We start from the raw sequence: 26,662 nt of genomic DNA on the forward strand, positions 1-26,662 counted from the left end.
GTAAACGACTTTGAAACCCCTCGACAACCCGTTCGGCACGAGGTTGTCACCCATGTCTTAGGTACGACCTGTTACCTATGTCTCCGGTCTGGACAGCTGCGGGGTGGCGGAGAGGGAGGGATTCGAACCCTCGATACAGCTTGAGACCGTATGACGCTTTAGCAAAGCGTTGCCTTCAGCCACTCGGCCACCTCTCCGGTGCGAGCCTTATGCATCTAATTACTTGGGCTGGTCAATTTGGAAGCGTGTGTTTTTGCTCGAATATTCCCAGCGAATTGCGAAACCAAGCGGCGGGTGGGCTTGAGCGGGGGACAATTGCCTTTGTCACCGACCGATTCTCTCAAGTGATCGACCTGCAAGCAGTTGATTTGGTTGAATCTTTCCGCGATTCGCCCCAAGCTATGGAGCGGTGATCGCTCTCCGATTGGCCGACGGGGTCCCGTGTCAGACTGCGGGACAGGCGCTCTTATTAGTTTAGTCGGGATAACTCGCTCGCCGGCCCAGGAGCCGCTCCGCCGCGCCAGGCGTCGCCGTAATCAGCGAAGGCTGCCGGGCTGAAACGCTCGCTCGTCCCTCGACGGCCGCGCGACGCCGCTACGGTCTCATCTTGCAATGTCGGGACCGATGGTATGATTGACCGACATCCTGAGGGAGGAATGGACTTGGCGGGTGAACTGCAGACCAAATTTCGACGTGCTGTCGAAGCCTTTCACGCCCATGATTTGGTCAAAGCGGAAAGAATACTGCAGCAGATCGCCAAATCCGCCAGGAACATCTTCGAAGTCGAACATCTCCTGGGCGTGGTGATGCTCGTACAAGGTCGGTTTGCCGAGGCCGAGATGCATCTCAGGGTGGCCGTGGCCCTGAACGGAAGCAGCGACGAGGCCCTCAGCAATTATGGATATGCGCTCAAAGCGCTGAATCGGCCTCAGGAAGCTCTGGCCTATTTCACGCGCGCATTGGCGGTGAATCCGCGCAATCCCCTTTCGTATCACAACAGAGGTACGATCCTTGCCGAGTTCGCGCGAAGCTATGGCGAAGCGATCGAGCAATTCGACAAGGCGACATTCTACAATCCGAACTTTGCCGATGCCTACGCAAGCAAGGGCGGCTGCCTTGAAAAGCTCAGGCGTTACGAGGATGCGCTCGTGGCCTACGACAAGGCGTTGTCGATCAGGCCTGACCTGGAGACTGCATGGCTTGGTCGAGGCAATGCACTCCGGAATCTCAGGCGGTACGACGACGCATTTACCACGTACGACAAGGCGCTGTCGGCCAAGCCGGATTTCCCGAGCGCATGGGTTGGCCGAGGCGAAGTTTTCACCGATCTCAAGCGCCACGACGAGGCGCTTGCCGCGTACGACAAGGCGATCTCGATCAAGCCTGAGCTCGAGAGCGCGTGGGTTGCCCGAGGACATGTTCTCTGGAGCCTGAAGCGCTACGACGAGGCGTCGGCAGCCTATGACAAGGCGCTCTCGATCAAGTCCGGCCTGGAGAACGCGTGGCTTGGTCGTGGCAATGTGTCCTTCGATCTCAAACGCCTTAACGAGGCGTTGGCTGCCTATGACAGGGCGTTATCGATCCGCCCTGATCTGGCGGAAGCCTGGCTTGGTCGTGGCAATGTTCTCACTGAGCTCAAGCGCCGTGACGATGCGCTCGCGGCGTATGGGCGGGTGCTGTCGATCAAGCCTGATCTCGCCGAGGCGTGGCTCGGTCGTGGCAATGTCGCGTGGGGGCTGAAGCGCTACGAAGAGGCTCTTGCCGCGTATGACAAGGCGCTCGCGATCAAGGCCGACATCGAGGGGGCCTGGATTGGCCGTGGCAACGTCTTTACCGAGCTCGGGCGCCATGACGAAGCCTTCATCGCCTTCGACAAGGCGGTGTCGATCAGGCCTGACCTCGAGGGCATCGAGGGTTTGCGTCTTCTTGCGAAGATGAACCTGTGCAATTGGGACAATCTGGACGAAGAGATCGGCCAGTTGACGGCAACAGTACGGCTCGGGAAGGCCAATAGTTCTCCCTTTGCTTTGCTGTCTCTGACAGATTCTCCCGATGATCAGCTCAGCTGCGCCAGGACGTGGGTGAGGGCAAAGCTCCCGCATCTCTCCGAAACGAGGTCAGGGGGTGAAATCCGTCGCCACGACAAGATCCGGGTCGGATATGTTTCACCTGATTTTCGCAAGCATCCGGTCGGGTATCTCACTGCCGAGATTTTCGAGAGTCACGATCCCGACCGCTTCGAGACATATGCGTTTTCGATCGGTCCTGACGACAACAGCGATCTGCGCAGGCGGCTCGAAAAGTCGTTTCATCGCTTTGTCGATTGCGAGCACAAGCTCGACGGCGAAGTCCTGAAAGCAATCGACGATGCGCAGATCGATATTCTTGTCGATCTTGCTGGCCATACGCACAATGCCAGGCTGTCGTTGTTTGCGTCCAGCCCGGCTCCGATCGTCGTCAACTATCTTGGCTTTGCAGGAACGCTGGGGAGCAGGGAGCTCTTCCACTACATCATTGCCGATCACATCGTGCTGCCAGATCAAAACAGCCAATTCTTCGACGAGAAGGTCGTTCGTCTGCCCGGCAGCTTCATGCCGCGTGATAATCACGTCGCGACGATCGACGATGCTGCACCCAATCGGGCCGATCACGATTTGCGGCAGGAATGGACTGTGTTTTGCTGCTTCAACAATGCCTACAAGATCAATCCGGCTGTCTTTGGCTCCTGGATGAATATCTTGAAGAGCGTGGATCAGTCGGTGTTGTGGCTGTCCGACGTGGGCGAGATCGCAAAATCGAATCTGCGGAAGGAAGCCAAGGGCCGGGGCGTCGATCCGGATCGCCTGGTGTTTGCAAGGCGCGTTGCGTCTTCATCGGAACATCTGGCGCGCCATCGCCTCGCCGACCTCTTCCTCGACACGCTGCCCTACAACGCACATACGACGGCCAGCGATGCGTTGTGGGCTGGTCTGCCGGTGGTGACCCATAGCGGGAATAGTTTCGCCGGCCGCGTGGCCGCGAGCTTGCTGAGCGCTGTCGGTCTGCCTGAGCTGATCACGCGAACGCGTGCGGATTATGAAGCACTCGCGATCGAGCTGGCGCTCGATAAGCAGAAGCTGGCGGATATTCGCGGACGGCTGCAAGGGAACCACCTGACCGCATCACTGTTTGATGCGGCGCTCTACGCCAGGCGGCTCGAGACGGCTTACGAGGCTATGTATCTACGACATCAGGCCGGCTTGCCGCCGGATCATATCGACGTTCAAGCGCGCGGATGAGGACGGCCGTCGCGGCCGCTTGCTGATCAGGCCAGCGAGTTCCCGAAGGTTTGGTCCCTGCCGGGTCCTTGGTTGATTCCACGATTCGGACGCCTCTGCCCCACAACGGAGCGTCTCTGCGCGTGGGGGGCCCGTGCGGGAACTTTGGACGGCAAATGAAACCCGTCGAAAAAAACGCTGTAGATTCAATGAGGTACAAAGTCGTTCTGATCACATCTGCGTGTTATTTGTGCAACACCCGCCGGAAAACACGCTCCATCGGCCCGTTCTGAAGCGTTCTGTTGTTGTGTGTGCAAGGGCGTTCGGTAATTGTGACTGAGCGACGGAGGGGGGCATCCCGAGGTCGTCCCGTCTTAGGTGGTTCGCTTAAGTCCCTCGCGTTCAGCGGGTGTGTCCGAAGGCGCGAAGCGACTAAGCGGTGAATTTAAGGGACAAGGGAACCAACCTTAGGGTGTCTTCACCCAGCGGATCCGGAACCTTCCCTATGGCAAACTTGGAGGTTTAACATGAAGTTGGTTAAGAGCCTTTTGCTCGGTTCCGCAGCGGGTCTGATCGCTGTTGGCGGAGCGCAGGCAGCCGATCTCCCCGTGAAGGCCAAAGCGGTCGAATACGTGAAGATCTGCTCCCTGTACGGTGCGGGTTTCTACTACATCCCCGGCACTGACACCTGCATCAAGCTGGGTGGTTATTTGCGCGCTGAAGTCGCGCTGAACACGAACAGCGACATCAACTGGCAGTCCAGCGGTAACAACGGCGGGCGCAACCGCCTGACGAACTACTACACGGCGCGCGCTCGTGAAGACCTGAACATCGACACCCGCACCGCGACTGAATACGGCGTTGTCCGTACCTTCTTCGACGGCGTGTTCTCGTGGACGACCGGTAACTACAACGGCACCGGCAGCGCGACTGGCACGACCGCCTACAGCAGCACGCTGGCCCTCAACACCTCGGGTGCAGCGCCGGCCCTCGTTGGCTCGTCGATCAACCCGACCGACGGCGGCACCTCGGGCGGTTCGCTCGGCGTGTACTACGCCTTCATCCAGTTCGCTGGCTTCACGATGGGTAAGGCCGTGTCGCAGTTCGACGCGCCCTGGACCAACTATCCCGGCAACAACTTCGACGGTCTCGCCGGCGGTAGCGGCACGGTCACCGGTATCAACCAGTTCAGCTACACTGCTGACTTCGGCCAGGGCGTCACGGCGGCGTTCTCGGCGGAAGATCCGACGGCTTACATGCAAGCCGGCAACCTCAACCTGAGCGGTGCAGCGGGCCTCAGCGGCGTGACTGGCGCCGCTTATGGTTCGAATGCCATCGGTGGCTCGCGTTCGCCGAACCTCGTGGGTATGGTCCGTGTCGACCAGGCTTGGGGTCTCTTCCAGGCGTCGGTGGCTGCGCATGACAACCACGTTGCCTACTACGGCGCAACCGAGGCGACGGGCCATCCCGACGACAAGTGGGGTTGGGCGGTTCAGCTTGCTCTGTCGATCAAGAACATCCCGACCGGTGCGGGTGACGTGATCAACATCCAGGGCGTCTACACCGATGGTGCGACCCGCTACAACTTCCAGAACCTCGCGGGTAGCTCGTTCGCGCTTTACGGTAGCTCAAACGTTGCCTACGCCAGCGTGGGCGCGGCGAATGCTCCGGACACCGTGTTCGTCACGGGCGGTCAGCAGGAAACCATCAAGACTTGGGGCTTCCGCGGTGCGTACACCCATAACTGGGATGCGTATTGGAACACGGCGATCTACGGTTCGTACGCTCAGGCTCAGTTCGGCAGCGGTGCGAAGGGCTTCCTCTGCGGACCCGCGGGCATCATCTCGGGTGTTGCCGGCGTGACGTCCTGCAATCCGGACTTCGCGCTTGGCACGGTGGGTCTCATCACCCGCTGGACCCCGGTCAAGAACCTGACGTTCTCGGCGGACGTCTCCTGGACCCGCCTTGACCAGAAGTATGCTGGCGTCGTGACCACCACGGCTATCAACGGTCCCGCGGCCAAGCCGGCCGCGACCTATGAGCTGAGGGACCAAGACTCGGTCGTTATGCTCCTCCGCGCTCAGCGCAACTGGTAAGTTCGGTCTAACGACCTGACAGAGGGCCCCGGCGGGAAACCGCCGGGGCTTTTTTTTGCTGGCCTTGTCCCTCGCGGTCGAAGAGCAAGCGATGGTCGGTCAAGCGCGATGAGATTGGGATCAATCGTCATCGCGCCTCTGAGGCGCAGAGGCGGTCTCGGTGCCGGGCTCTTGGTACGAAAAAGGCCGCCAACAGAGGCGGCCTCCTGGAGTCCAAACAGAAACCGTCGTTATTTCACGTCGAGGGTTCGGCAGTAGTTGGAGCTCTCAATGCTGGTCCAGCCCCTCTCCATCCTGTTGGCTTGGCACTCGTAGAAAGTTTTGAAGTTGAGAACGTTTCTGCAATTGTGACCCACACCACTGGACAGGGAGCATTGGACCCTAGCGCCATTGCTCGTTTCGGCTGCGACTTTGATGGGCTCTGCATTCACCGGCGTAATCGACATGGCGACAAGAGCAAAAGCGGACATGGCCAACGTCTTCATGGCTTTCCTCGTTTTTGTTGATCTGGGACAGCAGATGCCTGTTCCCGGACAGATGCTACCACAACTGGCGTAGAGCGTCTCACTCAATCCACGCCATCGTGGTAATCGAGGCGGAGGGTTTCGCTTCTGAAGAAGCCACCGCTATTCCACGCTGCCGGCACCGCGGCGCTTCCGTGACCGGTCGCACGCTACGCTTCAGCCGAGGCCGTTGCAGAAGAGGCGGACTGGGATCCCTACTGGAACACGGCGATCTACGGTGCCTACGCTCAGGCGCAGTTCGGCACCTTGGCTAAGACCACGCTCTGCGGCGCCGGTGGTGCTGGTGGTGGTGTGTCGGTCTTGGGTTTGCGGGCGTGACCTCGTGCAACCCGGACCTCGCCGTCGGCCAGGTGGGTGTCATCACCCGCTGGACCCCGGTCAAGAACCTGACGTTCTCGGCTGAGGACCCATCTCGACCAGAAGTATGCCGGTATCGTCACCCCGGCCGCTGTGACGGCGATCCCGGCCAAGCCGGCTGCGACCTACGAACTCAAGGATCAGAACTCGGTCGTTCTGCTCCTCCGCGCTCAGCGCAACTGGTAAGTTCGGTCTAACGACCTAACGGAAAGCCCCGGCGGGAAACCGCCGGGGCTTTTGTTTGAGATGATCCTTGGCTGGGTGGTGCGCGGGAGCTAGCCGTCTGTCACAGGGCCGCACGCGGACTCTGCCATATCCAATTTGCGCTGTGGCTTCCCTCAATCCATTCATCTATTTTCGGCCATCGGGTCATGGCTGAACTTGCTACTTGCCTAAGCCGCACAATGGCGTACAGTTCTACTCTCAGGCGACCAGTTTTGGAGCCACAATGTGACGGTGAGAGCCGCGCTTGCTGCTGCGAAAAGCGAGCGCTCAGTCCCAGCACATCGACGCAGAGTTATTTCTGCAGCCCTCCTGACGTCCACTCTGTTGCTTTTTGCGCAGTCTGCCGTCGCCGACGAAAACGGCATCAGTTTCTGGATCCCCGGCCTCTTCGGAAGCCTCGCGGCCACGCCGCAGCAGCCGGGCTGGTCCTTGGCGACCATCTACTACCACACCTCCGTATCCGCCGGCGCCGACGTCGCGCGGGCGCGTGAATTTACGCTCGGCAGGGTCCCGGCCAACTTTGCCGTGAACGCAAATCTGAATCTGAATGTGAACGCCACCGGCGATCTCGGCCTTGTGCTTCCGAGCTATGTATTTGCAACGCCGGTGCTCGGCGGCCAGGCGTCAGTTTCGCTCCTCGCAGCCTATGGAGTCGTCGGCACCAGCTTGGCGGGGACCTTGTCCGGCGTGATCACGACGCCGTTCGGCAATGTTCCCTTCGCGCGGTCCGACACGATCAGCGACACGACGTGGGGCTTTGGGGATCTGGCGCCGCAATTCGCATTGCGCTGGAACGCCGGCGTCCACAACTACATGACCTATATCACCGGTGACATCCCTGTCGGCGCTTACCAATCCGATCGTTTGTCGAACCTGGGCATCGGACACGGAGCGATCGACGCCGGCGGCGGCTACACCTATTTCAATCCGCAGACCGGTCACGAATTTTCCGGGGTGCTCGGCTTCACCTACAACTTCAAGAATACGGCGACGCAGTATCAGAATGGTGTCGACATGCACTTCGACTGGGGTGCATCGCAGTTCTTGTCGAAGCAGGTCATGGTCGGCCTCGTGGGCTATGTCTACAAGGGACTGGGCTGCGATAGCGGTGCAGGTGACCGCGTCGGTTGCTTCCAGTCCCAGGTAGCTGGTGTCGGTCCCCAGATCGGTTTTCTGTTTCCGGTCGGCGACATGCAGGGCTATCTCAATCTGAAGGCTTACGGAGAGTTCGCCGCGGAAAATCGGCCATCCGGCTGGAACACTTGGGTCACCTTCTCAATCTCGCCGCCCGCGCCTGGAACGCCTGCGACGACAAAGCCCATCGTTAGAAAATACTAAGACCAGCTAACCGCCGGATTACCGGCTCTCGAACATCGATCGCCTCCAAAAGCTTTAGCAAGGGCGTGCGAGAGACGCCTCTCGATATTCCGCCGTGCGCGACTGGGATCATGATCCTGCACCTTCGCCTACAGCGACTATCGCTTGATCTAGATCAACCCCGAAGTGCGCCGCTCCGTTTCTGTAAGCCTTACTTGCCCTCAAAAGACCTACTACCGGAAAATAGCTGACGGAGACGAGATCGTCGTCTGACCACAGAAAATCGTTCGAGCATCCTTCAACACTACGAGATGCTGCCCGCGGCGAATGATCGCATGTTGCGACCCCTTTTGCAGAGCAATTGGAGATGGGTATGACGCCAATCATTGAATCTCTGGATCGGCGCGCTCTTCTTTCTTCCCTGGCGGTGCTTCCGCTGCTTTCAGCCTCGCTTTACTCCAGGTCGGCGCTGGCACAATCCCAGCGCGATCCGTTGCCTTCCTGGAATGACGGTTCGGCGAAGACATCTATCGTCGACTTCGTTAGGCGCGTCACGGACCAGGGCGGCCCATATTTCGTGCCGCCCCAACAGCGGATCGCAACCTTCGACAATGACGGCACGCTGTGGATCGAACAACCCATGTATGTGCAGCTTGCCTTTGTGCTCGATCGCGTGAAGGGCATGGCTCCGATGCACCCGGAATGGAAGGGCAAACAGCCCTTCACGGCGGTGCTGGACGGCGAGATGAACGCGCTCGCAGCTTCCGGCGAAAAGGGCGTTGCCGAACTGGTCGCGGTCACCCACGCCGGTATGACGACGGCAGAGTTTGAGACGATCGTCGCGGACTGGCTTGCGACGGCGCGCGACAGACGCTTCAAACGACCCTACACCGAGTTGGTGTACCAACCGATGTTGGAATTGCTCGCCTACCTTAGGGCGAACGGTTTCAAGACTGTCATCGTTTCAGGCGGCGGTGTTGAGTTCATGCGGCCGTGGACGGATGCCATCTACGGCGTCCCTCCAGAGCAGGTGGTCGGATCCTCGATCAAGACCCGGTTTGAGATGCGCGACAGCACCCCGGTCCTGTTCCGGTTGCCCGAGGTCAATTTCATCGATGACAAGGGCGGTAAGCCAATCGGAATCAATGAACATATCGGCCGCCGCCCCATCGCGGCGTTTGGCAACTCGGATGGAGACCTTGAAATGCTCCAATGGGCGACGCTCGCCCCCGGCGCGCGGTTCGGTTTGCTCGTCCACCATACTGACGCCGAGCGCGAATATGCCTACGACCGCCAATCCCACTTCGGGAAATTGGACAAGGCCCTGGACGCCGCAGCGGTGAATCGATGGACGGTGGTCGACATGAAGAATGACTGGAAGCGGATATTCGCCTTCGAGTGAGAACGCGAACCATCGGATGTCCGTGACACCGCCATAAGGTTAGTTGAGGGGCAAGATGAAATGAATTTCACCGGTGGGGAATGTTTTTCCGGGCCAGCGGTTGAGGGGCAAGCAAACCAGGAGATGGTTTATATCCCCGGCGGAACTTTTCGGATGGGTTCCGAGACTCACTATCCTGAGGAGGCGCCGGTCCACCGGGTCACTGTGGACGGATTTTGGATAGACCGAACGCCTGTCACCAATCGCCAATTTCGCGATTTTATCAACGCGACTGGCTACGTCACCCTCGCTGAACTGACACCCCATGCGAAGGACTATCCTGGCGCATTGCCGCGCATGCTCAAAGCCGGCTCTCTCGTCTTCACACCCCCGCAGCAAGCGGTGGACGTGCACCATTGGAGCGAATGGTGGACGTTCAAGTTCGGAGCCAATTGGCGTCGTCCTTACGGGCCGCACAGTAACTTGCGCGGGCTCGAGAACCATCCCGTCGTGCACGTCGCCTACCGAGATGTCGAAGCCTATGCCAAATGGGCCGGCAAGGAATTACCGACCGAGGCTGAATGGGAGTTCGCTGCACGCGGCGGACGAGACGGTGCCGAATTCGCATGGGGTAACGAGCTGTTACCCGGCGGCCAACATATGGCGAACATTTGGCAGGGTAATTTCCCCCACGAGAATCTGGCGACCGATGGCTTCGAGCGCACCTCGCCGGTCACAGCGTTCCCGGCCAACGGTTACGGGCTGCATGACATGATCGGCAATGTCTGGGAATGGACGGCCGATTGGTATTCGCCGGTGCACGAAGCCGATTCGCCGAAGGCGTGTTGCATTCCGCAAAATCCGCGGGGTGGGCCCGAAAATGCGAGCTACGACGCCCGAAATCCGAAGATAAGAATTCCGCGCAAGGTGCTTAAGGGCGGCTCGCATCTTTGCGCGCCTAACTATTGCCGCCGCTATCGTCCGGCAGCGCGTCATGCCGAGCCGATCGACACCTCAGCAAGCCATGTCGGCTTCAGGTGCATCACCAGGAAGAGGATCGCGTCATGAGTAACGATAGGATTCCGGAAAAGCCTGAGATGAGCGCGGGACCAAACGGCGGCGGAATGAAACGCCGCGATCTCTTGTTAAGTGGTAGTTCTCTCGCCGCCGCTTCGGCGCTTTCGGCCATCGGATTGACGAGCCCTGCACAAGCGCAGCAACCAGCCGCGGCGCCGGCGCCCGCTGCGCCCGGGCAACGGCCGAACATCGTCGTCATCATGGGTGACGACATCGGCATCTGGAATATCGGCGCCTACCACCGCGGGATGATGGCCGGGCGGACGCCAAACCTCGACAAGATCGCCGCCGAAGGCATGCTGTTCACCGATTACTATGCCGAGGCGAGTTGCACGGCGGGCCGCGCCAACTTCATCACCGGCGAGCTGCCGATCCGCACCGGCATGACCACAGTCGGCCAGGCCGGCGCTCCCACCGGCTTGCCGGCGGAGGCCGTGACCATTGCTGCGGCGCTGAAAGGTATGGGCTACGCCACCGGCCAATTCGGCAAGAACCACCTTGGCGACAAAAACGAGTTTCTACCGACGGTGCATGGCTTCGACGAGTTCTTTGGCTACCTGTATCACCTCGACGCGATGGAAGATCCGGCCCACCCCGCTTATCCGCAGGAGCTGTTGAACACAGTCGGTCCGCGCAACATGGTCCACTCGTGGGCGACCAATGTGGACGACGCCACCGTGGATCCGCGCTGGGGCAAGGTCGGCAAGCAGAGGATCGAGGACGCCGGAACGCTCTATCCCAAGCGGATGGAAACCGTGGATGATGAAATCCGCGACCTCGCGCTCAATTTCATCGACAGGGCCAAGGCCGACAACAAGCCATTCTTCCTGTGGCTCAATCCGACCCGCATGCACATCGTTACGCACCTGTCGCCGAAGTACCAGGCGATGCGCAACTCCAAGAATGGTTGGTCCATCCATGAAGCCGGCATGGCGCAGCTCGACGACGACGTTGGCGTCGTGATGCAGAAGCTGAAGGATATGGGCGTCGATGACAACACCATTGTGGTATTCACGACCGACAACGGCACCGAGGTCTTCACCTGGCCCGATGGCGGACAGACGCCATTCGCGCAGAGCAAAGGCACGATCATGGAGGGCGGCTTCCGCGCGCCGGCGATGATCCGCTGGCCGGGCAAGGTGCCGGCCGGCAAGGTCGAGAACGGCATCATGTCCGGACTGGACTGGTTCCCGACCTTCCTGGCCGCTGCAGGCAATCCCAACATCGTCGACGAGCTCAAAAAGGGTAAACACATCGGTGACCGCACCTACAAGTGCCATCTGGATGGTTACAATCAGCTGGACATGATCACTGGCAAGGGGCCGTCAAATCGGCATGAAATCTTTTATTTCGGCGAAAGCGAGCTGGGGGCCGTGCGCATCGACGACTACAAGTATCGTTTCATCGACCAGCCCGGAGGCTGGCTGGGTGATAAAAGCAAGGTTGACGTGCCCTATTTGACCAACCTTCGCCTCGATCCTTTCGAGCGCACGGGCTGGCCCGATAGCGGGACCAAATACGGGGCCCAGCAATACTTCGACTGGTTCAAATACGAATTCTGGCGCTTTGTCTTTGTCCAGCAGCAGGTTGAGAAGCTGGCGATGACGGCGATCGAATTTCCGCCCATGCAGAAGGGCGCGAGCTTCAATCTCGATGCCGTGAAGGCGAAGATCGCAGCCGCGCAAGCTGCAATCGCCAAGTAGCGTAGCTTCCAGCCTCAAGACGTCGTCCCGAACTCCCGGGGCGGCGTCTTTCGCGCGTGCCCGCCGCCACGTTTCGATCGCGACCGGCGCGCATCGAGCGGCATACGGCGAATTACTCCGCGTGGACCGCGTGGGAGTTCAGGCGTGATTCGACCAGCGCAGAAGAGCCGACCGATAGGGCGGGTAGGGGTCGTCATCCAGTTCGTCGGGAATCGCGCAGGAGCCGAATTCCTGTCTGATCCGCTCGATCTCGGCGATGCGCTCGTGCAGCCGCTGCAAATGCTCCTGCGATTTCGCCCGCCAGAACCGGAAAGTGTCGGCCGTAAGCGGCAGGAACGCTGTTCCGAACAGCGTCGGTTCGGGAACGATGGTCCGTCCCAGCAGCAGGAACTTATCGGCACCGGACACAACGAGGGTCGCGTAACCGCGGTTTCCGATTCTCTTGATGCCGTTCAGCGACCATTCGGCGAGCTTGCTGAAATAAGGCTCCTCGCGCCAGCGATCGGGGCAATGGTCATCGACGGTGACGTTGACCGCATCCTGGCTGAAATGCACGATGATGCCCGATTTCGCTGGAAACCAGTCGTCGTCGAGGTGACCTTGCAACCAGGCGCAGACAAAGGACCGGCACATCTGCGGACGGCGGTCGTAGATGGTGCATCCCGCGCCCGTCTGCCAATGCCTGCACAGCTGGTTCACGGGCTTGTCGACGGCGGCCACCTCGAGGATATCGCAGCAGGCATTGCACGATCCGCACTGCCGGGCTGCCTTCGGCAGACTGGTCGATCTAAACCCCTGGCCGTCTCGAACCAGGAGCTGCTGCTTCTCTAGGGCATTCAACGCACGTTCGATTTTGAGACGAGATAGTCCGGTGGCGTCGATCACGCCCTTCATCGTCGTCGCGCCTGCCTGTACCGCACGGACGACGCTCAACATTATCTGATCCATTTTCGTCTCTTATTATTGCGCGCCCTATCTGCGCTGCATGCGTGGATGCTTTGTCATCGGAGTCGTTAGGGGCACGCAGTTACTCCACGCTGCCGGCGCCGCGGCGCAAATCGGCCTCGATCTGCAACCGCGTGCCGCCGCCGAAGCGGGCGCGGTAGACCTGAAGGTTCTCCATGATCCGCTGCACGTAGTTGCGCGTCTCGGAGAACGGGATCAGCTCGACCCAATCGACCGCATCGACCTTGGGGTCGCGCGGATCGCCGTAGCGATCGATCCACTTCTTCACACTGCCGCGGCCGGCATTGTAGGCGGCAAAAGTCATGATGTAGGAGCCGCGATAGTCCTCGAGCAGCCCACCGAGCTCGGCCGAGCCGAGCGTGGCGTTGTAGGCCGAATCGTTCTTCAGACGTCCCAGATCGTAGGTCCCGCCGTGCCGCTTGCAGACATAGCGCGCGGCGTCCGGCGTCACCTGCATCAGCCCATAGGCCTGCGCCGGCGAGACGACCGAGGGGTTGAAGGCGCTCTCCTGCCGCGCGATGGCGTAGATGATGCTGCGCTCGACCTCGGGGCCGATCGGCGTGAACTGCGGAATACCGTTGACGGGATAGGCGTAGAAATCGAACGGCAGCCCGCGATTGAGCGCGGCCTTGCCAAGCAGCAGCATGCCGCGGGCGTCGCTGTGGCGCTGGGTGAGCTCGCCAAGGCCGGCTAGCGCTTCAGGATCGCCGTTCTCACCCATGTCGGCGAGCATCGGTATCGCCATCTCGCGCTCGTCGAGCTCGTAGAGCAGCTGCGCGGCGCGCACGATCTCCAGCCGTTCGGCACCGCGGCTGCGCGGCTGAGCGTTGAGCTCGATCTGCGGCAGGCCGAGCTTGGCACGTGCGAGCTGGCCGTAATAGCTGGTGGATTGCTCGGCGGCCCGCGCGTAGGCGTTGCGCGCCTCCTGCTGGCGGCCTGCAGCTTCGGCGGCGCGGCCCTGCCAATAGCCGGCGCGCGCCAGCGTGGTCGGATTGACGCTGCCGATCCCGATGCGGGCAAAATGCTGAGTCGCGGCCGCGGGATCGTTGAGGAAGCGCAGCGCGATCCAGCCGGCGGTGAACTCCTGCTCGGTCTTGTAGATGTCGCGCGAGGGCAGGGCGGCATCGCGCGCGATCAGATAGGCGCTGCGGAATTCCTCGGTGTCGATCATCTTGCGCGCCAGGAGGCGCCGCTCGATCCACCATTCGTCGAGATTGTAGAGACGGCCCGGATCCTTCGGTGCCGACAGCATGAGCTGGGCGGCTTCCGCAAATTTCTCCTCGCGGCGCAGCAGCTGGATCTTGCTGAAGATGAAGCCGGGATCGCCGTGCAGCTCGCGCGGCACGGCTTCGAGCAACGCACGTGCGTTCGGGGCTTTCTTGAGGGAGGCGATTCGGGCCTTGGCGAGTGCGACATAGCCGGCCCCGAGGCGCTTCGCGGCACGCAATGCAGCCTCGTTCTCGCTGCCATAGAGCAGCGTGTCCATCCGCGCCTTTTGATCGCCGGGCGTCAGCAGCGCGCCGAACTGGTCGAGTGCGTTGTTCTCGGTCTCTTCCGACATCGGGTCGCTGCGCCAGGCGTCGCGCACCAGACGTTCGGCGTTGGCGCGGTCGCCGCGCGCCAGCATCGCCTTGGCGAGCGTGAAGCGGCCCTTGGCGGACACGGGGGATTCGTTCTCGAACCACGACCACGCAACCTGGTCGTCGCGCCTGTCGTCCCACATCGCGGCCTCCAGGCGCCGGCGCAGGAAGGTCTGCGACGGCCAGCTCGGATTGGCGGAGAGGAAGGCGCGGTAGCGCTCGACAGTCGCGCCATTGTCCTCGCTGCGAAGGATGATCCATTCCGCGAGCTTTCGCGCCACGGGATCTGAGATCGTGCCCGCGGCATTGGTGGCGTCGCCCGCCTTGCGCTTGCGCACGAGCTCGATCACGGCCTCCAGCGTGTCCTTGTCGGCTTGCGACGTCGAGGAGGTCGCGGCAACCGCAGCCGGTGTGACCGGCTTGCGCGGGGCGGCATGCTGGCGGGTCGCCGGAGCCAGGACAGGAGCCGCGACGGGCTTGGCGGGGGCCGGAGCGGTGGGTCTGACGGTGGCCGTCGCAGCCGGCGCGGGTGCGGTTTTCGGGACAGAGGCGCCAGCGGTCGGCGTTGACTTTGGCGCGGCAGCCGCAGGCTTCAGCTTGTCCTTCGCAGGTTCCTTGCCTGCGTTCTTGCCAGCATCCCTGCCAGGCTTCTTCGCGGCATCCTTGGCGGGGGGACTGGTCGCGCCCTTGCTTGCGCCCTTACTTGCCCCCTTGGCGGCGTCCTTCGAAGGTTCCTTACCGGTTCCCTTGGACGCTCCCTTCGAAGTGTCCTTGGCGGCTGGCTTGGCGGCGGGCTTCGCGGTTTCCTTAGCGGTTTCCTTGGCGGTCTCCGCGGTTGTCTCATTGGATTTGGCCCAGGCGGCGCAGCCCGCGGACAGCCCTGCCATCAGGCACACGATCAGACCGGTGGATCGCCATGCGGCGCGCGGAAAGGAGATCACGGCGTTTCGTCGCCCCGAATCAGTCAATTGGCTCAAGACCTAGCTGTACAAGATCTGGCTGTATTTGATTGAATATGCGGACAAAATACCAACAGCCGCTTACCTTCGCCGGGTTTGCACCACCACCGCGGCAAAATCGCGGCCTAAACGGTGCGTCACGCCGAGGCGGGTCTTTTACCGGCGGGATAGACCCGATATGAATGCGGCTCGCTCGAGATCGCCGCGTACGGAGGAAGTCCATGGCAGCCAAGACGAAATTCCGGGGATCGTTCACCGCCTTGGTCACGCCGTTCAAGAACGGCTCGCTGGACGAGGCGGCGTTCCGCTCCCTGGTCAACTGGCAGATTTCAGAGGGCACCAACGGCCTGGTCCCGGTCGGCACCACCGGCGAGAGCCCGACGCTGAGCCATGACGAGCACAAGAAGGTCGTTGAATGGTGCATCGAGGAAGCAAAAGGCCGCGTGCCCGTGGTCGCCGGCGCCGGGTCCAACTCGACAAAAGAGGCGATCGAGCTCGCCCAGCACGCCGAGAAGGCGGGGGCGAACGCGGTTCTGGTCGTGACGCCCTACTATAACAAGCCGACCCAGGAAGGAATGTACCAGCACTTCAAGGCGATCAACGACGCGATCGGGATTCCGATCATTATCTACAACATCCCGCCGCGCTCGGTGATCGACATGTCGGTCGACACCATGGCGCGGCTGTGGGAGCTGAAGAACATCGCCGGCGTCAAGGACGCCACCGCCAGCATGGTCCGCGTCTCGCAGCAGCGCGCGGCGATGGGCGAGGACTTCAACCAGCTCTCGGGCGAGGATGCGACCATCCTCGGTTACATGGCCCATGGCGGCCATGGCTGCATCTCGGTGACCTCGAACGTCGCGCCGCGGCTGTGCTCGGAGTTCCAGGCCGCCTGGGCGAAAGGCGACCATGCCACCGCACTGAAGCTGCACGACAAGCTGATGCCGCTGCACAACAACCTCTTCATCGAGAGCAATCCGGCGCCGATCAAGTACGCGCTGTCGCTGCTCGGCAAGCTGGACGAGACGCTGCGGCTGCCGATGGTGCCGGTCACCGAGCCGACCCGCGTTGCGGTGCGCAGCGCGATGGTTCATGCCGGCCTCATCAACTGACGCGCTAGCCGATCGGGGAGCTTTCATGGCGATCGACGAAAGAGGCACGCGGATGCTCAGGGAGTTCCGCGAGTTCGCCATGAAGGGCAACGTCGTCGATCTCGCGGTCGGCGTCATCATCGGCGCGGCCTTCGGCGCCATCGTCACATCGCTGGTCGGCGACGTGATCATGCCGATCATCGGTGCGGCCACCGGCGGCCTCGACTTCTCGAACTACTTCACGCCGCTTTCGAGCAAGGTCACCGCCGCAAATCTCGCGGACGCGAAAAAGCAGGGCGCCGTCTTGGCTTGGGGCAACTTCCTCACGCTGACGATCAACTTCATCATCATTGCCTTCGTGCTGTTCCTGGTGATCCGTGCCATGAACAAGTTGAAGCGCAAGGACGAGGCGCAGCCTGCCGCTCCACCAAAGCCGTCGGCCGAGGTCGAGCTGCTGACCGAGATCCGCGATCTCCTCAAGAAGTCTTGACGCGCTCGCTTCATCCAAACTGTTAGCGTCCTCGCGCATCTCGATCAGGTTTGTCTTCCATGGCCGACAAGAACGAACGTCCGATCAAGGTCATGGCGGAAAACCGCAAGGCCCGCTTCAACTATGCGATCGAGGATACGATCGAGGTCGGCATTGCGTTGACCGGCACCGAGGTCAAGTCGATCCGCAACGGCAAGAGCACGATCGCGGAATCCTACGCCGATTCCAAGGACGGCGAGATCTGGCTGATCAACGCCACCATTCCGGAATATCTCCAGGGCAACCGCTTCAATCACGAGCCCAAGCGGCCGCGAAAACTGCTGCTGCATCGCAAGCAGATCAACAAGTTGATGGGCGCGGTCGACCGCGAAGGCATGACGCTGATCCCGCTCAAGCTTTACTTCAACGAGCGGGGTCGCGCCAAATTACAGCTCGCGGTTGCAAAGGGTAAGAAGCTGCACGACAAGCGCGAGTCCGAGAAGAAGCGCGACTGGAGCCGGGAGAAGGGCCGCCTGATGCGGGCGAGGGGATAGCGGGATGACTCAGAGAAACCTGCTCGAGGTCGATTGGACCCGGATTCCCGCACCCGCGGATGACGGGAGCGCCGCGCACCTGAAAGGCATGACGCTGCCGCCGGTCAGCCTGCTCGCCACCGACGACACGTCAGTCGCGCTGTCGGCACTGCGTGGCCGGACCGTGGTGTTCGCCTATCCGCGCACCGGCGAGCCCGGCAAGATCGCGCTGGTCGACGATTGGGACATGATCCCGGGCGCGCGCGGCTGCACGCCGCAGACCTGCGCGTTTCGCGATCTGTTCGCCGAGCTGAAGGCCGCCGGCGCCGCGCAGGTGTTCGGCCTCTCGACCCAGAGCAACGCGTACCAGACCGAGATGGCCTCGCGGCTGCATCTGCCGTTCCCGGTGCTCTCGGACGACAAGCTGGCGCTTACGCGCGCCCTGAATTTGCCGACCATGGAGGTCGCGGGCCTGACGCTGATCAAGCGCCTTGCGCTGATCGTCGACGACGCCAAGATCACGCATGTGTTCTATCCGGTGTTTCCGCCCGACCGGAACGCCGGCGATGTCCTGGACTGGCTGAAGGCCAATCCAGCCAAGGGCTTGTCGAAGGATTAGTCGAGGTCGGCCTTCACCTTCGCGAACACGGAGCGGAACATGTCCGGCGTCAGCACGCGGGTGTTCGTATTGTAGCGGGAGCAGTGATAGCTGTCGTAGAGCCTGAATGCGCTAGCCTGATGCACGGCGCCGTGGCCGAAGGGGGCTTGCGATCCCTTCAGGTTCAGCGGCTTGAGCACGGTGTCATGCGCAATACGCCCGAGGGCGACGATCGCGCGCAGGTTCGGCATCGTTGCGAGATTAGCCGCGAGGAACTGCCGGCAGGTGTTGATCTCGACCGGCAGCGGCTTGTTCTGCGGCGGCACGCAATGCACCGCATTGGCGATCCGACAGTCGACCAGCTTCAGGCCGTCGTCGGGACGCGCCTGATATTGGCCCTTGGCGAAGCCGTATTCGAGCAGCGTGGCGTAGAGCAGGTCGCCGGCATAATCGCCGGTGAAGGGACGGCCGGTGCGGTTGGCGCCCTGCATCCCCGGCGCAAGGCCGACGATCAGCAGGCGCGCCTTGATGTCGCCGAAAGGCGCAACCGGTGCATTGTGCCACAATGGCTCGCGCGCGCGGTTCGCCTCGCGAAAGGCGACCAGGCGCGGACAGAGCGGACAGTCACGGTCGGGGACGAGGCTGAGAGGCTGGCGGCTTGACCGGGCCGCCTCACTCCTCGAAGTCGTCATCGCCCCTCGCCGGCGCCATCGTGGTTGCGCGCTGGAGGAACTGCGGAGCGTGGTGGCGCGCCTCGCGGTCGCCGCGGTCACGCGGGGCGGGGCGTTCGGACGGGTCGCGGCCGAGCTTGGACTGCAGCTCGACGAGGTCGGTGAAGACGTCGGCCTGGCGGCGCAGCTCGTCGGCGATCATCGGCGGCTGGCTGGCGATCGTGGAAATCACGGTGACCCGCACGCCGCGGCGCTGAACGGCCTCGACCAGGGAGCGGAAGTCGCCGTCGCCCGAGAACAGCACCATCTGGTCGATGTGCTCGGCGAGCTCCATGGCGTTCACGGCGAGCTCGATGTCCATGTTGCCCTTGACCTTGCGGCGGCCGGAGGCGTCGATGAACTCCTTGGTCGCCTTGGTGACGACCGTGTAGCCGTTGTAGTCGAGCCAGTCGATCAGCGGCCGGATCGAGGAGTACTCCTGATCCTCGATGATCGCGGTGTAGTAGAACGCCCTAAGCAGCGTCCCGCGGCTCTGAAACTCCTTCAGCAGGCGCTTGTAATCGATGTCGAAGCCCAGAGTTTTCGCCGTCGCGTAGAGATTGGCTCCATCGATGAAGAGCGCGATCTTGTCGGTAGAGGAAGGTGACATTCAGTTTGCTCGCGTAGAGTTCGTGATTGATCGTTTTTTGTTGGCGCGGCGACAGCAAGCCGCGCACTTCTAAAGTCCCGCCGAAACCCGTCGAAACCGCAAATCCGGAGAAGTCGGTGCAATCAAGGTATAGTTATGGCCAACTCGCACACTCCCGGCGCCGCCGTCGCCGGCAGCCCGGGAAACCACCCATCCCAGCCCCAATGTGGGGGTAGCAGAGCCGTTTGGCGAGGCCAAATCACAAATTGGCCTTGCGAAACCCTCCCGGCACCTATAACTACCGGCATTCATCCACATATTTCGTCCCACCCACAACGGAGCGACAGTCGATGGCTCGCGTCACCGTAGAAGATTGTATCGACAAGGTCGACAACCGGTTTGACCTGGTCCTGCTGGCCGCCCACCGTGCCCGCATGATTTCGTCTGGTTCACAACTAACGGTTGACCGCGATAACGACAAGAACCCTGTTGTGTCTTTGCGCGAAATTGCTGAGACCACCATTTCGCCGGAGGACCTCCGCGAGGAGCTGGTGCACTCGCTGCAGAAGTTCGTCGAGGTCGACGAGCCCGAGCCGGACACTGTGCCGCTGATCGGTTCCGCCGGTGCAAGCGTGGATGCAGACGATACCGAAGTCGCGGTTGAGCGCATGACGGAAGAAGAGCTCCTGAAGGGTCTCGAAGGCCTCGCACCGCCCGAGGAGCAGCCCGAGGAGGACGAGTAAATCGTCCCGTCGCGCTCATCGACTTCTTTGTGATCTGATCAAAGGCCCGAACCGTTGTTCGGGCCTTTGCTTTTGTTTGCGTTTTCGTGGTTACCATAGCGTCGTCGGTTAGCGCCTGTCCCTGTCACTGAATTGATCGGACACGCGCGCGATCGGAGCTAAGATGTATACAACGGGCTCTGTCGTGGTCCGTTTGAAGGCAGGACGGCATGGTATATCGACGCCGCACACCAACGCAGATGCAGGCCGCAACCGAATCGGTTGCTGTGGCCCCGACTGCGCCGGTGGCGCGCCCGGCGAAGCCTCGCGCACGCATGATGCGTCAATATGACCTCGTCGAGCGCGTCAGGTCCTACAATCCCAACACCGACGAAGATCTGCTGAACCGCGCCTATGTTTACGCCATGAAGGCGCATGGCTCGCAGACCCGCGCCTCGGGCGACCCGTACTTCTCCCATCCGCTCGAAGTGGCGGCGATTCTCACCGACCTGAAGCTCGACGACGCCACCATCGTGGCTGCGCTGCTCCACGACACGATCGAGGACACCGAAGCGACGCGGGCCGAGATCGACCAGATCTTCGGGCCCGAGATCGGCGCGCTGGTCGAGGGCCTGACCAAGCTGAAGCGGCTGGAACTGGTATCGCGGGAGGCCAAGCAGGCCGAGAATCTGCGCAAATTGTTGCTGGCCATTGCCGACGATGTCCGCGTGCTCCTGGTGAAGCTCGCCGATCGCCTGCACAACATGCGCACGCTGGACTTCGTGCCGACGGAATCGCGACGGCGCATTGCCGAGGAGACGCTCGACATCTATGCGCCGCTGGCCGGACGCATGGGCATGCAGGAGATGCGCGAGGAGCTGGAGGACCTGTCGTTCCGGACCCTCGACCCGGAAGCCTATTCGGTGGTGATGCAGCGGCTCGATGCGCTGGCCGAGCGCAACCGCAATCTGATCGGCGAAATCGAGGACCAGCTCTCCAACAATCTGCGCCACCGGGGCCTGGGGGCGCGGGTCTATGGCCGCCGGAAGAAGCCATTCTCGATCTGGACCAAGATGGAGCGCAAGTCGGTCGGCTTCGAGCAATTGTCCGACATCTTCGGTTTCCGCGTCGTCGTCAACGACATCGAGGCCTGCTACCGCGCGCTCGGCATCGTCCACACCAACTGGCCGGTCGTGCCCGGCCGGTTCAAGGACTACATCTCGACGCCGAAGCAGAACGACTACCGCTCGATCCACACCACCGTGATCGGCCCCGGCAACCAGCGCGTCGAGTTGCAGATCCGCACCGAGGCGATGGACCAAATCGCCGAGCGCGGTATCGCCGCGCACGTGTTCTACAAGGAAGGCGTGGGCTCGCCGACCGAATTCCTCAAGCGCGAGTCCAATGCGTTCGCCTGGTTGCGCCACACCATCGGCATTCTCTCGGAGAGCGCCAACCCCGAGGAATTCCTCGAGCACACCAAGCTCGAGCTGTTCCACGACCAGGTGTTCTGCTTCACCCCGAAGGGCAAGCTGATCGCGCTGCCGCGCCATGCCAACGTGATCGACTTCGCTTATGCCGTACACACCGACGTCGGCAACAGCGCAGTAGGCTGCAAGATCAACGGCCAGTTTGCGCCGCTGTCCTCGGAGCTCCAGAACGGCGACGAGGTCGAGGTGCTGACCTCGGAAGCGCAAGCGGCGCCGCCGTCGGCCTGGGAAACGCTCGCGGTCACCGGCAAGGCACGCGCTGCGATCCGCCGCGCCACCAGGACTGCGGTGCGCGATCAATATGTCGGTCTCGGCCGGCGCATCGTCGAGCGCCTGTTCGAGCGCGCCAAGATCGAATACGCCGACGACAAGCTCAAGGGCGCGCTGCCGCGACTGGCACGAACCTCGATCGAGGACGTCATGGCGGCTGTGGGACGCGGCGAGATCAAGGCCTCCCACGTCGCGCGTGCGATGTATCCCGACTACAAGGAGGAGCGCATCGCGCGCTACGGCGTCAAGAAGGGGCTTGCCGGCAAGCTCAAGGAGAAGTCGTCCGAACCGCCGCGCAGCCCGGTCGCGATCCCGATCCGCGGCATCAATTCCGACCTGCCGGTGAAGTTCGCGCCGAACGGCGGCGCAGTGCCCGGTGACCGCATCGTCGGCATCGTCACGCCGGGCGAGGGCATCACCATCTACCCGATCCAGGCGCCGGCCCTGAAGGATTTCGAGGAAGAGCCGGAGCGTTGGCTCGACGTGCGCTGGGACATCGAGGACTCCGCGCCGCAGCGCTTTCCGGCCCGTATCAAGGTCGAGAATGTCAACGAGCCCGGCGCGCTGGCGCAGATCGCGACCGTGATCGCCGAGCACGACGGCAACATCGACAACATCAGCATGCAGCGCCGCTCACCGGATTTCACGGAGACGACGATCGATCTCGAAGTCTACGATCTCAAGCATTTGAGCGCGATCCTGGCCCAGCTGCGCGCGAAGGCGGTCGTCGCCCGCGCCGAACGTGTTAATGGATAGACGCCTTCCGTCCTGGTCTATTCCTATGATTCCGTGAGTCCCGAAATGCCTGCACCTCCGCTCCGCCTCGGCGTCAATGTCGATCATGTCGCGACCCTGCGTAACGCGCGCGGCGGCCGCAATCCCGATCCGGTGCGCGCGGCGCTGCTGGCGATCGAGGCCGGTGCCGACGGCATCACCGCCCATTTGCGCGAGGATCGCCGGCACATCCGCGACGAGGACATGGCGCGGCTGAAAGCCGAGATCTCCAAGCCGCTCAATTTCGAGATGGCGGCGACCGACGACATGATGCGCATTTCGCTCGCCACTAGGCCGCACGCGGTGTGCCTCGTGCCGGAGCGGCGCCAGGAGGTGACGACCGAAGGCGGGCTCGACGTCGTCGGCCAGCACAATGCGCTGGCGCCCTATATCGCGCGGCTGAACGATGCCGGCATCCGGGTGTCGCTGTTCATCGCGGCCGATCCCGCCCAGATCGAGATGGCGGCGCAACTGCGCGCGCCCGTGATCGAGATCCACACCGGCGCCTGGTGCGACGCCGTCGTCGACGGCCACACTGATAGGGCCGAGGCCGAATGGCGGCGGATCGTGGCGGGAGCGAAGCTGGCGAGGGGAGCGGGGCTGGAGGTTCACGCCGGACACGGGCTGGACTACGCGACGGCGGAGACGATCGCCGGCTTGCCTGAGATCATGGAGCTCAACATCGGCTACTACATGATCGGCGAAGCCCTGTTCGTCGGTCTCGCCGAGACGGTGCGCAGCATGCGCGCGGCGATGGACCGCGGCCGGAGCCGGGCATGATCATCGGCATCGGCTCCGATCTGATCGACATCACCCGTGTCGGCAAGGTGATCGACCGCCATGGCGAGCGCTTCCTCGACCGCATCTTCACCGCGGCCGAGCGGGCCAAGGCGGAACGGCGCGCCAAGAACGAGAAGATGGTGGTGGCAACCTACGCCAAACGCTTCGCCGCCAAGGAGGCCTGTTCCAAGGCGCTCGGCACCGGCATCAGGCGCGGCGTCTGGTGGCGCGACATGGGGGTGGTCAACCTGCCGGGAGGGCGGCCAACCATGCAATTGACGGGCGGGGCGCTGGCCCGGCTCCAGGCCCTGACGCCGGAGGGGTTCACGGCGCAGATCGACCTGTCGATCACCGATGACTGGCCGTTGGCACAGGCCTTCGTCATTATTTCCGCCGTGCCGCTGGCCAAACCCTGATTGGGCACCGATCATTTTATAATTCGCATTCAAAATCAAATGCTTATGCAGTTTTGATGCGATCCTTGATTGCGTGGCCTCCGACAACCGTCTAAAAGTCCGCGGACGCAAATCAGGCTGGGCGAATTCGGCTTTACGCCGGAATTGGCCCTCATTATCAGAATCAGGACAATCTCCTTGGGCCGCGAGCGATGGGCTGTTCGCGGGAGGAGGGCGCGCTGTGACCGCCCGCCGGAATTGAGAGAGCAATGAGCGTGACTTCAGGAACGAAAACTGAGAGCGGCGTCGGCGAAACGATCCGGGTCGTGATCCACGCTCTCCTGATCGCGCTGGTGATCCGCACCTTCCTGTTTCAGCCGTTCAACATCCCATCCGGCTCGATGAAGGCGACGCTGCTGGTCGGCGACTATCTGTTCGTCTCGAAATATTCCTACGGCTACAGCCACTATTCGATCCCGTTCTCACCGCCGCTGTTCTCGGGGCGGATCTGGGGCTCGGACCCGAACCGCGGCGACATCGTCGTATTCCGCCTGCCGAAGGACGATTCCACCGACTACATCAAGCGCGTGATCGGCCTGCCCGGCGACCGCATCCAGATGCGGGACGGGCTGCTCTACATCAACGACACGCCGGTCGAACGGCAGCGCATGAGCGAATTTGTCGGCGAGGATCCCTGCGGCGCCGAAGGCAGCGGCGTCTCCCGGGTGAAGCGCTGGAAGGAAACGCTGCCGAACGGCGTGTCCTACGAGACGCTGGACTGCGCCGACAACGGCTACGTCGACAACACCAACGTCTACACCGTGCCGACCGGCCACTTCTTCATGATGGGCGACAACCGCGACAACTCCACCGACAGCCGCTTTCTCGGCCAGGTCGGCTACGTGCCGCAGGAGAATTTGATCGGGCGCGCCCAGATGATCTTCTTCTCGATCGCCGAAGGCGAGCATGCATGGATGTTCTGGCGCTGGCCGTGGGCGGTGCGCTGGAATCGCTTCTTCAAAATCGTCCGATGAAAGACGAAGCCAAGGACATCGCGACCCTGCCGACCGAGGCGCAAGCGGGCCCCGACGGCGAAGCTGCGACCAAGAGCCTTGAGGGCAAGACGCCTGAAAACAAGACGCCCGCAAAGAAGAAGCGGGTGCGGAGCAGCAAGGCCAGGGGCTCGGATGCGAACGCGGGGCTCGAGGCACGCATCGGCTACAGCTTTGCCGATCCGAACCTTTTGATGCAAGGCATCACGCATGTCTCCGCGTTGAAGTCCGGGCGCAAGCGCGGCGACAGCTATCAGCGCCTGGAATTCCTCGGCGACCACGTGCTCGGGCTCGTCGTCTCCGACATGCTCTATCACGCCTTCCCGAACGCTGACGAAGGCGAGATGTCCAAGCGACTTGCCGAACTGGTGCGCAAGGAGAGCTGCGCCGATGTCGCCAAGTCGCTCGGTCTGCTGGACGACATCAAGCTCGGCTCGGTCGGCTCCAGCGCCGACGCGCGCCTGCGCAAGAGCGTGCTCGGCGACATCTGCGAGGCCGTGATCGGCGCCGTCTTCCTCGACGGCGGCTACGCGGCGGCGGCCGATTTCGTCAAGCGCAACTGGACCGAGCGCATGCACAAGCCGCGGCGTCCGTTGCGCGATCCCAAGACCGTTCTCCAGGAATGGGCGCAGGGCAAGGGATTGCCGACGCCTGTTTATCGCGAGGTCGAGCGCACCGGCCCGCATCATGATCCGCAATTCCGCGTCGCGGTCGACCTGCCGGGACTCGCTCCGGCGGAAGGCATCGGCGGCAGCAAGCGCGCGGCAGAGAAAGTGGCAGCTTCAGTGATGATCGAACGTGAAGGCGTTGGCGGCGGCAATGACGGTTGAAGCAAGCGGCGAGGCACCCACCGCGACGCGCTGCGGCTTCGTCGCGCTGATCGGCGCGCCGAACGTCGGCAAATCCACGCTGGTCAATGCGCTGGTCGGGGCCAAGGTCACGATCGTCTCGCGCAAGGTGCAGACCACGCGCGCGCTGATCCGCGGCATCGTGATCGAGAACAATTCGCAGATCATCCTGGTCGATACGCCCGGCATCTTCCTGCCCAAGCGCCGGCTCGACCGCGCCATGGTCTCGACCGCCTGGAGCGGCGCGCATGACGCCGACCTCGTGTGCGTGCTGCTGGATGCCAAGGCCGGCATCGACGAGGAAGCCGAGGCGATCCTCACCAAGGTCGCCAGCGTCAAACACGAGAAGATTTTGGTCATCAACAAGGTCGACCTGGTCCAGCGCGAGAAGCTGCTGGCGCTGGCGCAGGCCGCCAACGAGCGCATGGCCTTCGCACAGACGTTTATGATCGCGGCGATCTCCGGCGACGGTGTCGACGACCTCAGGCATACACTGGCCGAGATCGTGCCGCCGGGGCCGTTCCTCTATCCCGAAGACCAGATGTCGGACGCGCCGATGCGGCAGCTTGCGGCCGAGATCACCCGCGAGAAGATCTTTCGCAAGCTGCACCAGGAATTGCCCTACCAGTCCACCGTCGAGACCGACAAGTGGGAGGAGCGCAAGGACAAGTCGGTGCGCATCGAGCAGACGATCTTCGTCGAGCGCGAAAGCCAGCGCAAGATCGTGCTCGGCGCGGGCGGCGCCACCATCAAGTCGATCGGCGCGGACTCGCGCAAGGAGATCGGCGAGATCCTGGGCGTGCCGGTGCACCTGTTCCTGTTCGTCAAGGTGCGCGAGAACTGGAGCGACGATCCCGATCGCTACCGCGAGATGGGCCTGGAATTTCCCAAAGAATAAC

The 26,662-nt window shown here is 62.3% G+C and carries 22 protein-coding genes, 1 tRNA gene and 1 pseudogene; 19 read left to right on the forward strand and 5 right to left on the reverse strand.

What is annotated here, in order from left to right:
* Positions 1–104: 104 nt before the first annotated feature.
* Positions 105–197, reverse strand: a tRNA-Ser gene (locus ABIB80_RS29695).
* Between the two features lie 465 nt (positions 198–662).
* On the opposite strand from ABIB80_RS29695, the gene ABIB80_RS29700 reads away from it, so the two are divergent.
* From ABIB80_RS29700 to ABIB80_RS29735, 8 genes and pseudogenes are all read left to right on the forward strand, one after another.
* Positions 663–3,278, forward strand: coding sequence for an O-linked N-acetylglucosamine transferase family protein (locus tag ABIB80_RS29700; RefSeq protein WP_354128873.1), 2,616 nt, complete (start codon positions 663–665; stop codon positions 3,276–3,278).
* Positions 3,279–3,784: 506 nt separating this feature from the next.
* Positions 3,785–5,353 carry a porin gene (locus ABIB80_RS29705; RefSeq protein WP_219684719.1) on the forward strand — a complete coding sequence of 523 codons (1,569 nt, stop codon included), beginning with the start codon at positions 3,785–3,787 and terminating at the stop codon, positions 5,351–5,353.
* 414 nt (positions 5,354–5,767) lie between these two features.
* Positions 5,768–5,911: a hypothetical protein gene (locus ABIB80_RS29710; protein ID WP_219684718.1), complete on the forward strand. Its 144-nt coding sequence runs from the start codon at positions 5,768–5,770 to the stop codon at positions 5,909–5,911.
* Between the two features lie 149 nt (positions 5,912–6,060).
* Positions 6,061–6,420, forward strand: a pseudogene (locus tag ABIB80_RS29715) (porin); the annotation flags it as partial.
* Between the two features lie 264 nt (positions 6,421–6,684).
* Complete coding sequence (locus tag ABIB80_RS29720) at positions 6,685–7,797, forward strand: SphA family protein (RefSeq protein ID WP_376707528.1); 1,113 nt, start codon at positions 6,685–6,687, stop codon at positions 7,795–7,797.
* 352 nt (positions 7,798–8,149) lie between these two features.
* On the forward strand, positions 8,150–9,178 hold the full coding sequence (locus tag ABIB80_RS29725) for an HAD family hydrolase (RefSeq protein WP_354128874.1): 1,029 nt from the start codon (positions 8,150–8,152) through the stop codon (positions 9,176–9,178).
* Positions 9,179–9,238: 60 nt separating this feature from the next.
* On the forward strand, positions 9,239–10,225 hold the full coding sequence (locus ABIB80_RS29730; protein ID WP_219684716.1) for a formylglycine-generating enzyme family protein: 987 nt from the start codon (positions 9,239–9,241) through the stop codon (positions 10,223–10,225).
* 56 nt (positions 10,226–10,281) lie between these two features.
* Positions 10,282–11,937: an arylsulfatase gene (locus tag ABIB80_RS29735; RefSeq protein WP_354128875.1), complete on the forward strand. Its 1,656-nt coding sequence runs from the start codon at positions 10,282–10,284 to the stop codon at positions 11,935–11,937.
* 138 nt (positions 11,938–12,075) lie between these two features.
* Here ABIB80_RS29735 and ABIB80_RS29740 read toward each other — a convergent pair whose 3' ends face one another.
* Entirely contained in the window at positions 12,076–12,885 is an 810-nt protein-coding gene (locus ABIB80_RS29740; protein ID WP_354128876.1) for a YkgJ family cysteine cluster protein, read from the reverse strand.
* A gap of 79 nt (positions 12,886–12,964) precedes the next feature.
* Positions 12,965–15,370 (reverse strand): lytic transglycosylase domain-containing protein, encoded by a 2,406-nt coding sequence (locus ABIB80_RS29745; RefSeq protein ID WP_219684723.1) that lies wholly within the window; start codon positions 15,368–15,370, stop codon positions 12,965–12,967.
* Between the two features lie 293 nt (positions 15,371–15,663).
* Between ABIB80_RS29745 and dapA the strand changes: the two genes are divergently transcribed.
* Genes dapA through ABIB80_RS29765 form a run of 4 tightly spaced genes read left to right on the forward strand, consistent with a single transcriptional unit; the run spans position 15,664 to position 18,154 of the window.
* Entirely contained in the window at positions 15,664–16,554 is an 891-nt protein-coding gene (gene dapA / locus ABIB80_RS29750; protein ID WP_007603384.1) for a 4-hydroxy-tetrahydrodipicolinate synthase, read from the forward strand.
* 25 nt (positions 16,555–16,579) lie between these two features.
* Positions 16,580–17,023: a large conductance mechanosensitive channel protein MscL gene (gene mscL / locus ABIB80_RS29755; protein WP_219684713.1), complete on the forward strand. Its 444-nt coding sequence runs from the start codon at positions 16,580–16,582 to the stop codon at positions 17,021–17,023.
* Positions 17,024–17,082: 59 nt separating this feature from the next.
* Positions 17,083–17,556 (forward strand): SsrA-binding protein SmpB, encoded by a 474-nt coding sequence (smpB, locus tag ABIB80_RS29760; RefSeq protein WP_007603387.1) that lies wholly within the window; start codon positions 17,083–17,085, stop codon positions 17,554–17,556.
* A gap of 4 nt (positions 17,557–17,560) precedes the next feature.
* Entirely contained in the window at positions 17,561–18,154 is a 594-nt protein-coding gene (locus ABIB80_RS29765) for a peroxiredoxin (protein ID WP_354128877.1), read from the forward strand.
* Here the strand turns inward: ABIB80_RS29765 and ABIB80_RS29770 are convergent.
* Both ABIB80_RS29770 and ABIB80_RS29775 read right to left on the reverse strand, forming a co-directional pair.
* The gene (locus ABIB80_RS29770; RefSeq protein WP_219684711.1) at positions 18,151–18,825 is read right to left on the reverse strand and encodes a uracil-DNA glycosylase; all 675 of its coding nucleotides are present in this window, start codon (positions 18,823–18,825) and stop codon (positions 18,151–18,153) included. The two genes, ABIB80_RS29765 and ABIB80_RS29770, sit on opposite strands and share 4 nt — an antisense overlap.
* A complete protein-coding gene (locus ABIB80_RS29775; protein ID WP_007603390.1) occupies positions 18,806–19,453 on the reverse strand; it encodes a LabA-like NYN domain-containing protein in 648 nt (215 codons plus the stop codon). The genes ABIB80_RS29770 and ABIB80_RS29775 overlap by 20 nt, the downstream gene beginning before the upstream one ends.
* 329 nt (positions 19,454–19,782) lie before the next feature.
* Here ABIB80_RS29775 and rpoZ point away from each other — a divergent pair, with 329 nt between their 5' ends.
* From rpoZ to era, 7 genes are all read left to right on the forward strand, one after another.
* On the forward strand, positions 19,783–20,175 hold the full coding sequence (gene rpoZ / locus ABIB80_RS29780; protein WP_007603391.1) for a DNA-directed RNA polymerase subunit omega: 393 nt from the start codon (positions 19,783–19,785) through the stop codon (positions 20,173–20,175).
* 209 nt (positions 20,176–20,384) lie between these two features.
* On the forward strand, positions 20,385–22,670 hold the full coding sequence (locus tag ABIB80_RS29785) for a RelA/SpoT family protein (protein WP_219684710.1): 2,286 nt from the start codon (positions 20,385–20,387) through the stop codon (positions 22,668–22,670).
* Positions 22,671–22,715: 45 nt separating this feature from the next.
* On the forward strand, positions 22,716–23,468 hold the full coding sequence (locus ABIB80_RS29790) for a pyridoxine 5'-phosphate synthase (RefSeq protein ID WP_354128878.1): 753 nt from the start codon (positions 22,716–22,718) through the stop codon (positions 23,466–23,468).
* A complete protein-coding gene (acpS, locus tag ABIB80_RS29795) occupies positions 23,465–23,884 on the forward strand; it encodes a holo-ACP synthase (RefSeq protein ID WP_354128879.1) in 420 nt (139 codons plus the stop codon). The genes ABIB80_RS29790 and acpS overlap by 4 nt, the downstream gene beginning before the upstream one ends.
* Before the next feature lie 248 nt (positions 23,885–24,132).
* The gene (gene lepB / locus ABIB80_RS29800) at positions 24,133–24,897 is read left to right on the forward strand and encodes a signal peptidase I (protein ID WP_007603395.1); all 765 of its coding nucleotides are present in this window, start codon (positions 24,133–24,135) and stop codon (positions 24,895–24,897) included.
* Positions 24,894–25,745 carry a ribonuclease III gene (rnc, locus tag ABIB80_RS29805; RefSeq protein WP_007603396.1) on the forward strand — a complete coding sequence of 284 codons (852 nt, stop codon included), beginning with the start codon at positions 24,894–24,896 and terminating at the stop codon, positions 25,743–25,745. The genes lepB and rnc overlap by 4 nt, the downstream gene beginning before the upstream one ends.
* Complete coding sequence (gene era, locus ABIB80_RS29810; RefSeq protein ID WP_219684708.1) at positions 25,735–26,661, forward strand: GTPase Era; 927 nt, start codon at positions 25,735–25,737, stop codon at positions 26,659–26,661. Before rnc ends, era begins: the two co-directional genes overlap by 11 nt.
* Position 26,662: the final 1 nt, after the last annotated feature.

Origin of the sequence: Bradyrhizobium sp. i1.15.2 (assembly GCF_040548425.1) — a bacterium.
GTDB classification, from domain to species: domain Bacteria; phylum Pseudomonadota; class Alphaproteobacteria; order Rhizobiales; family Xanthobacteraceae; genus Bradyrhizobium; species Bradyrhizobium canariense.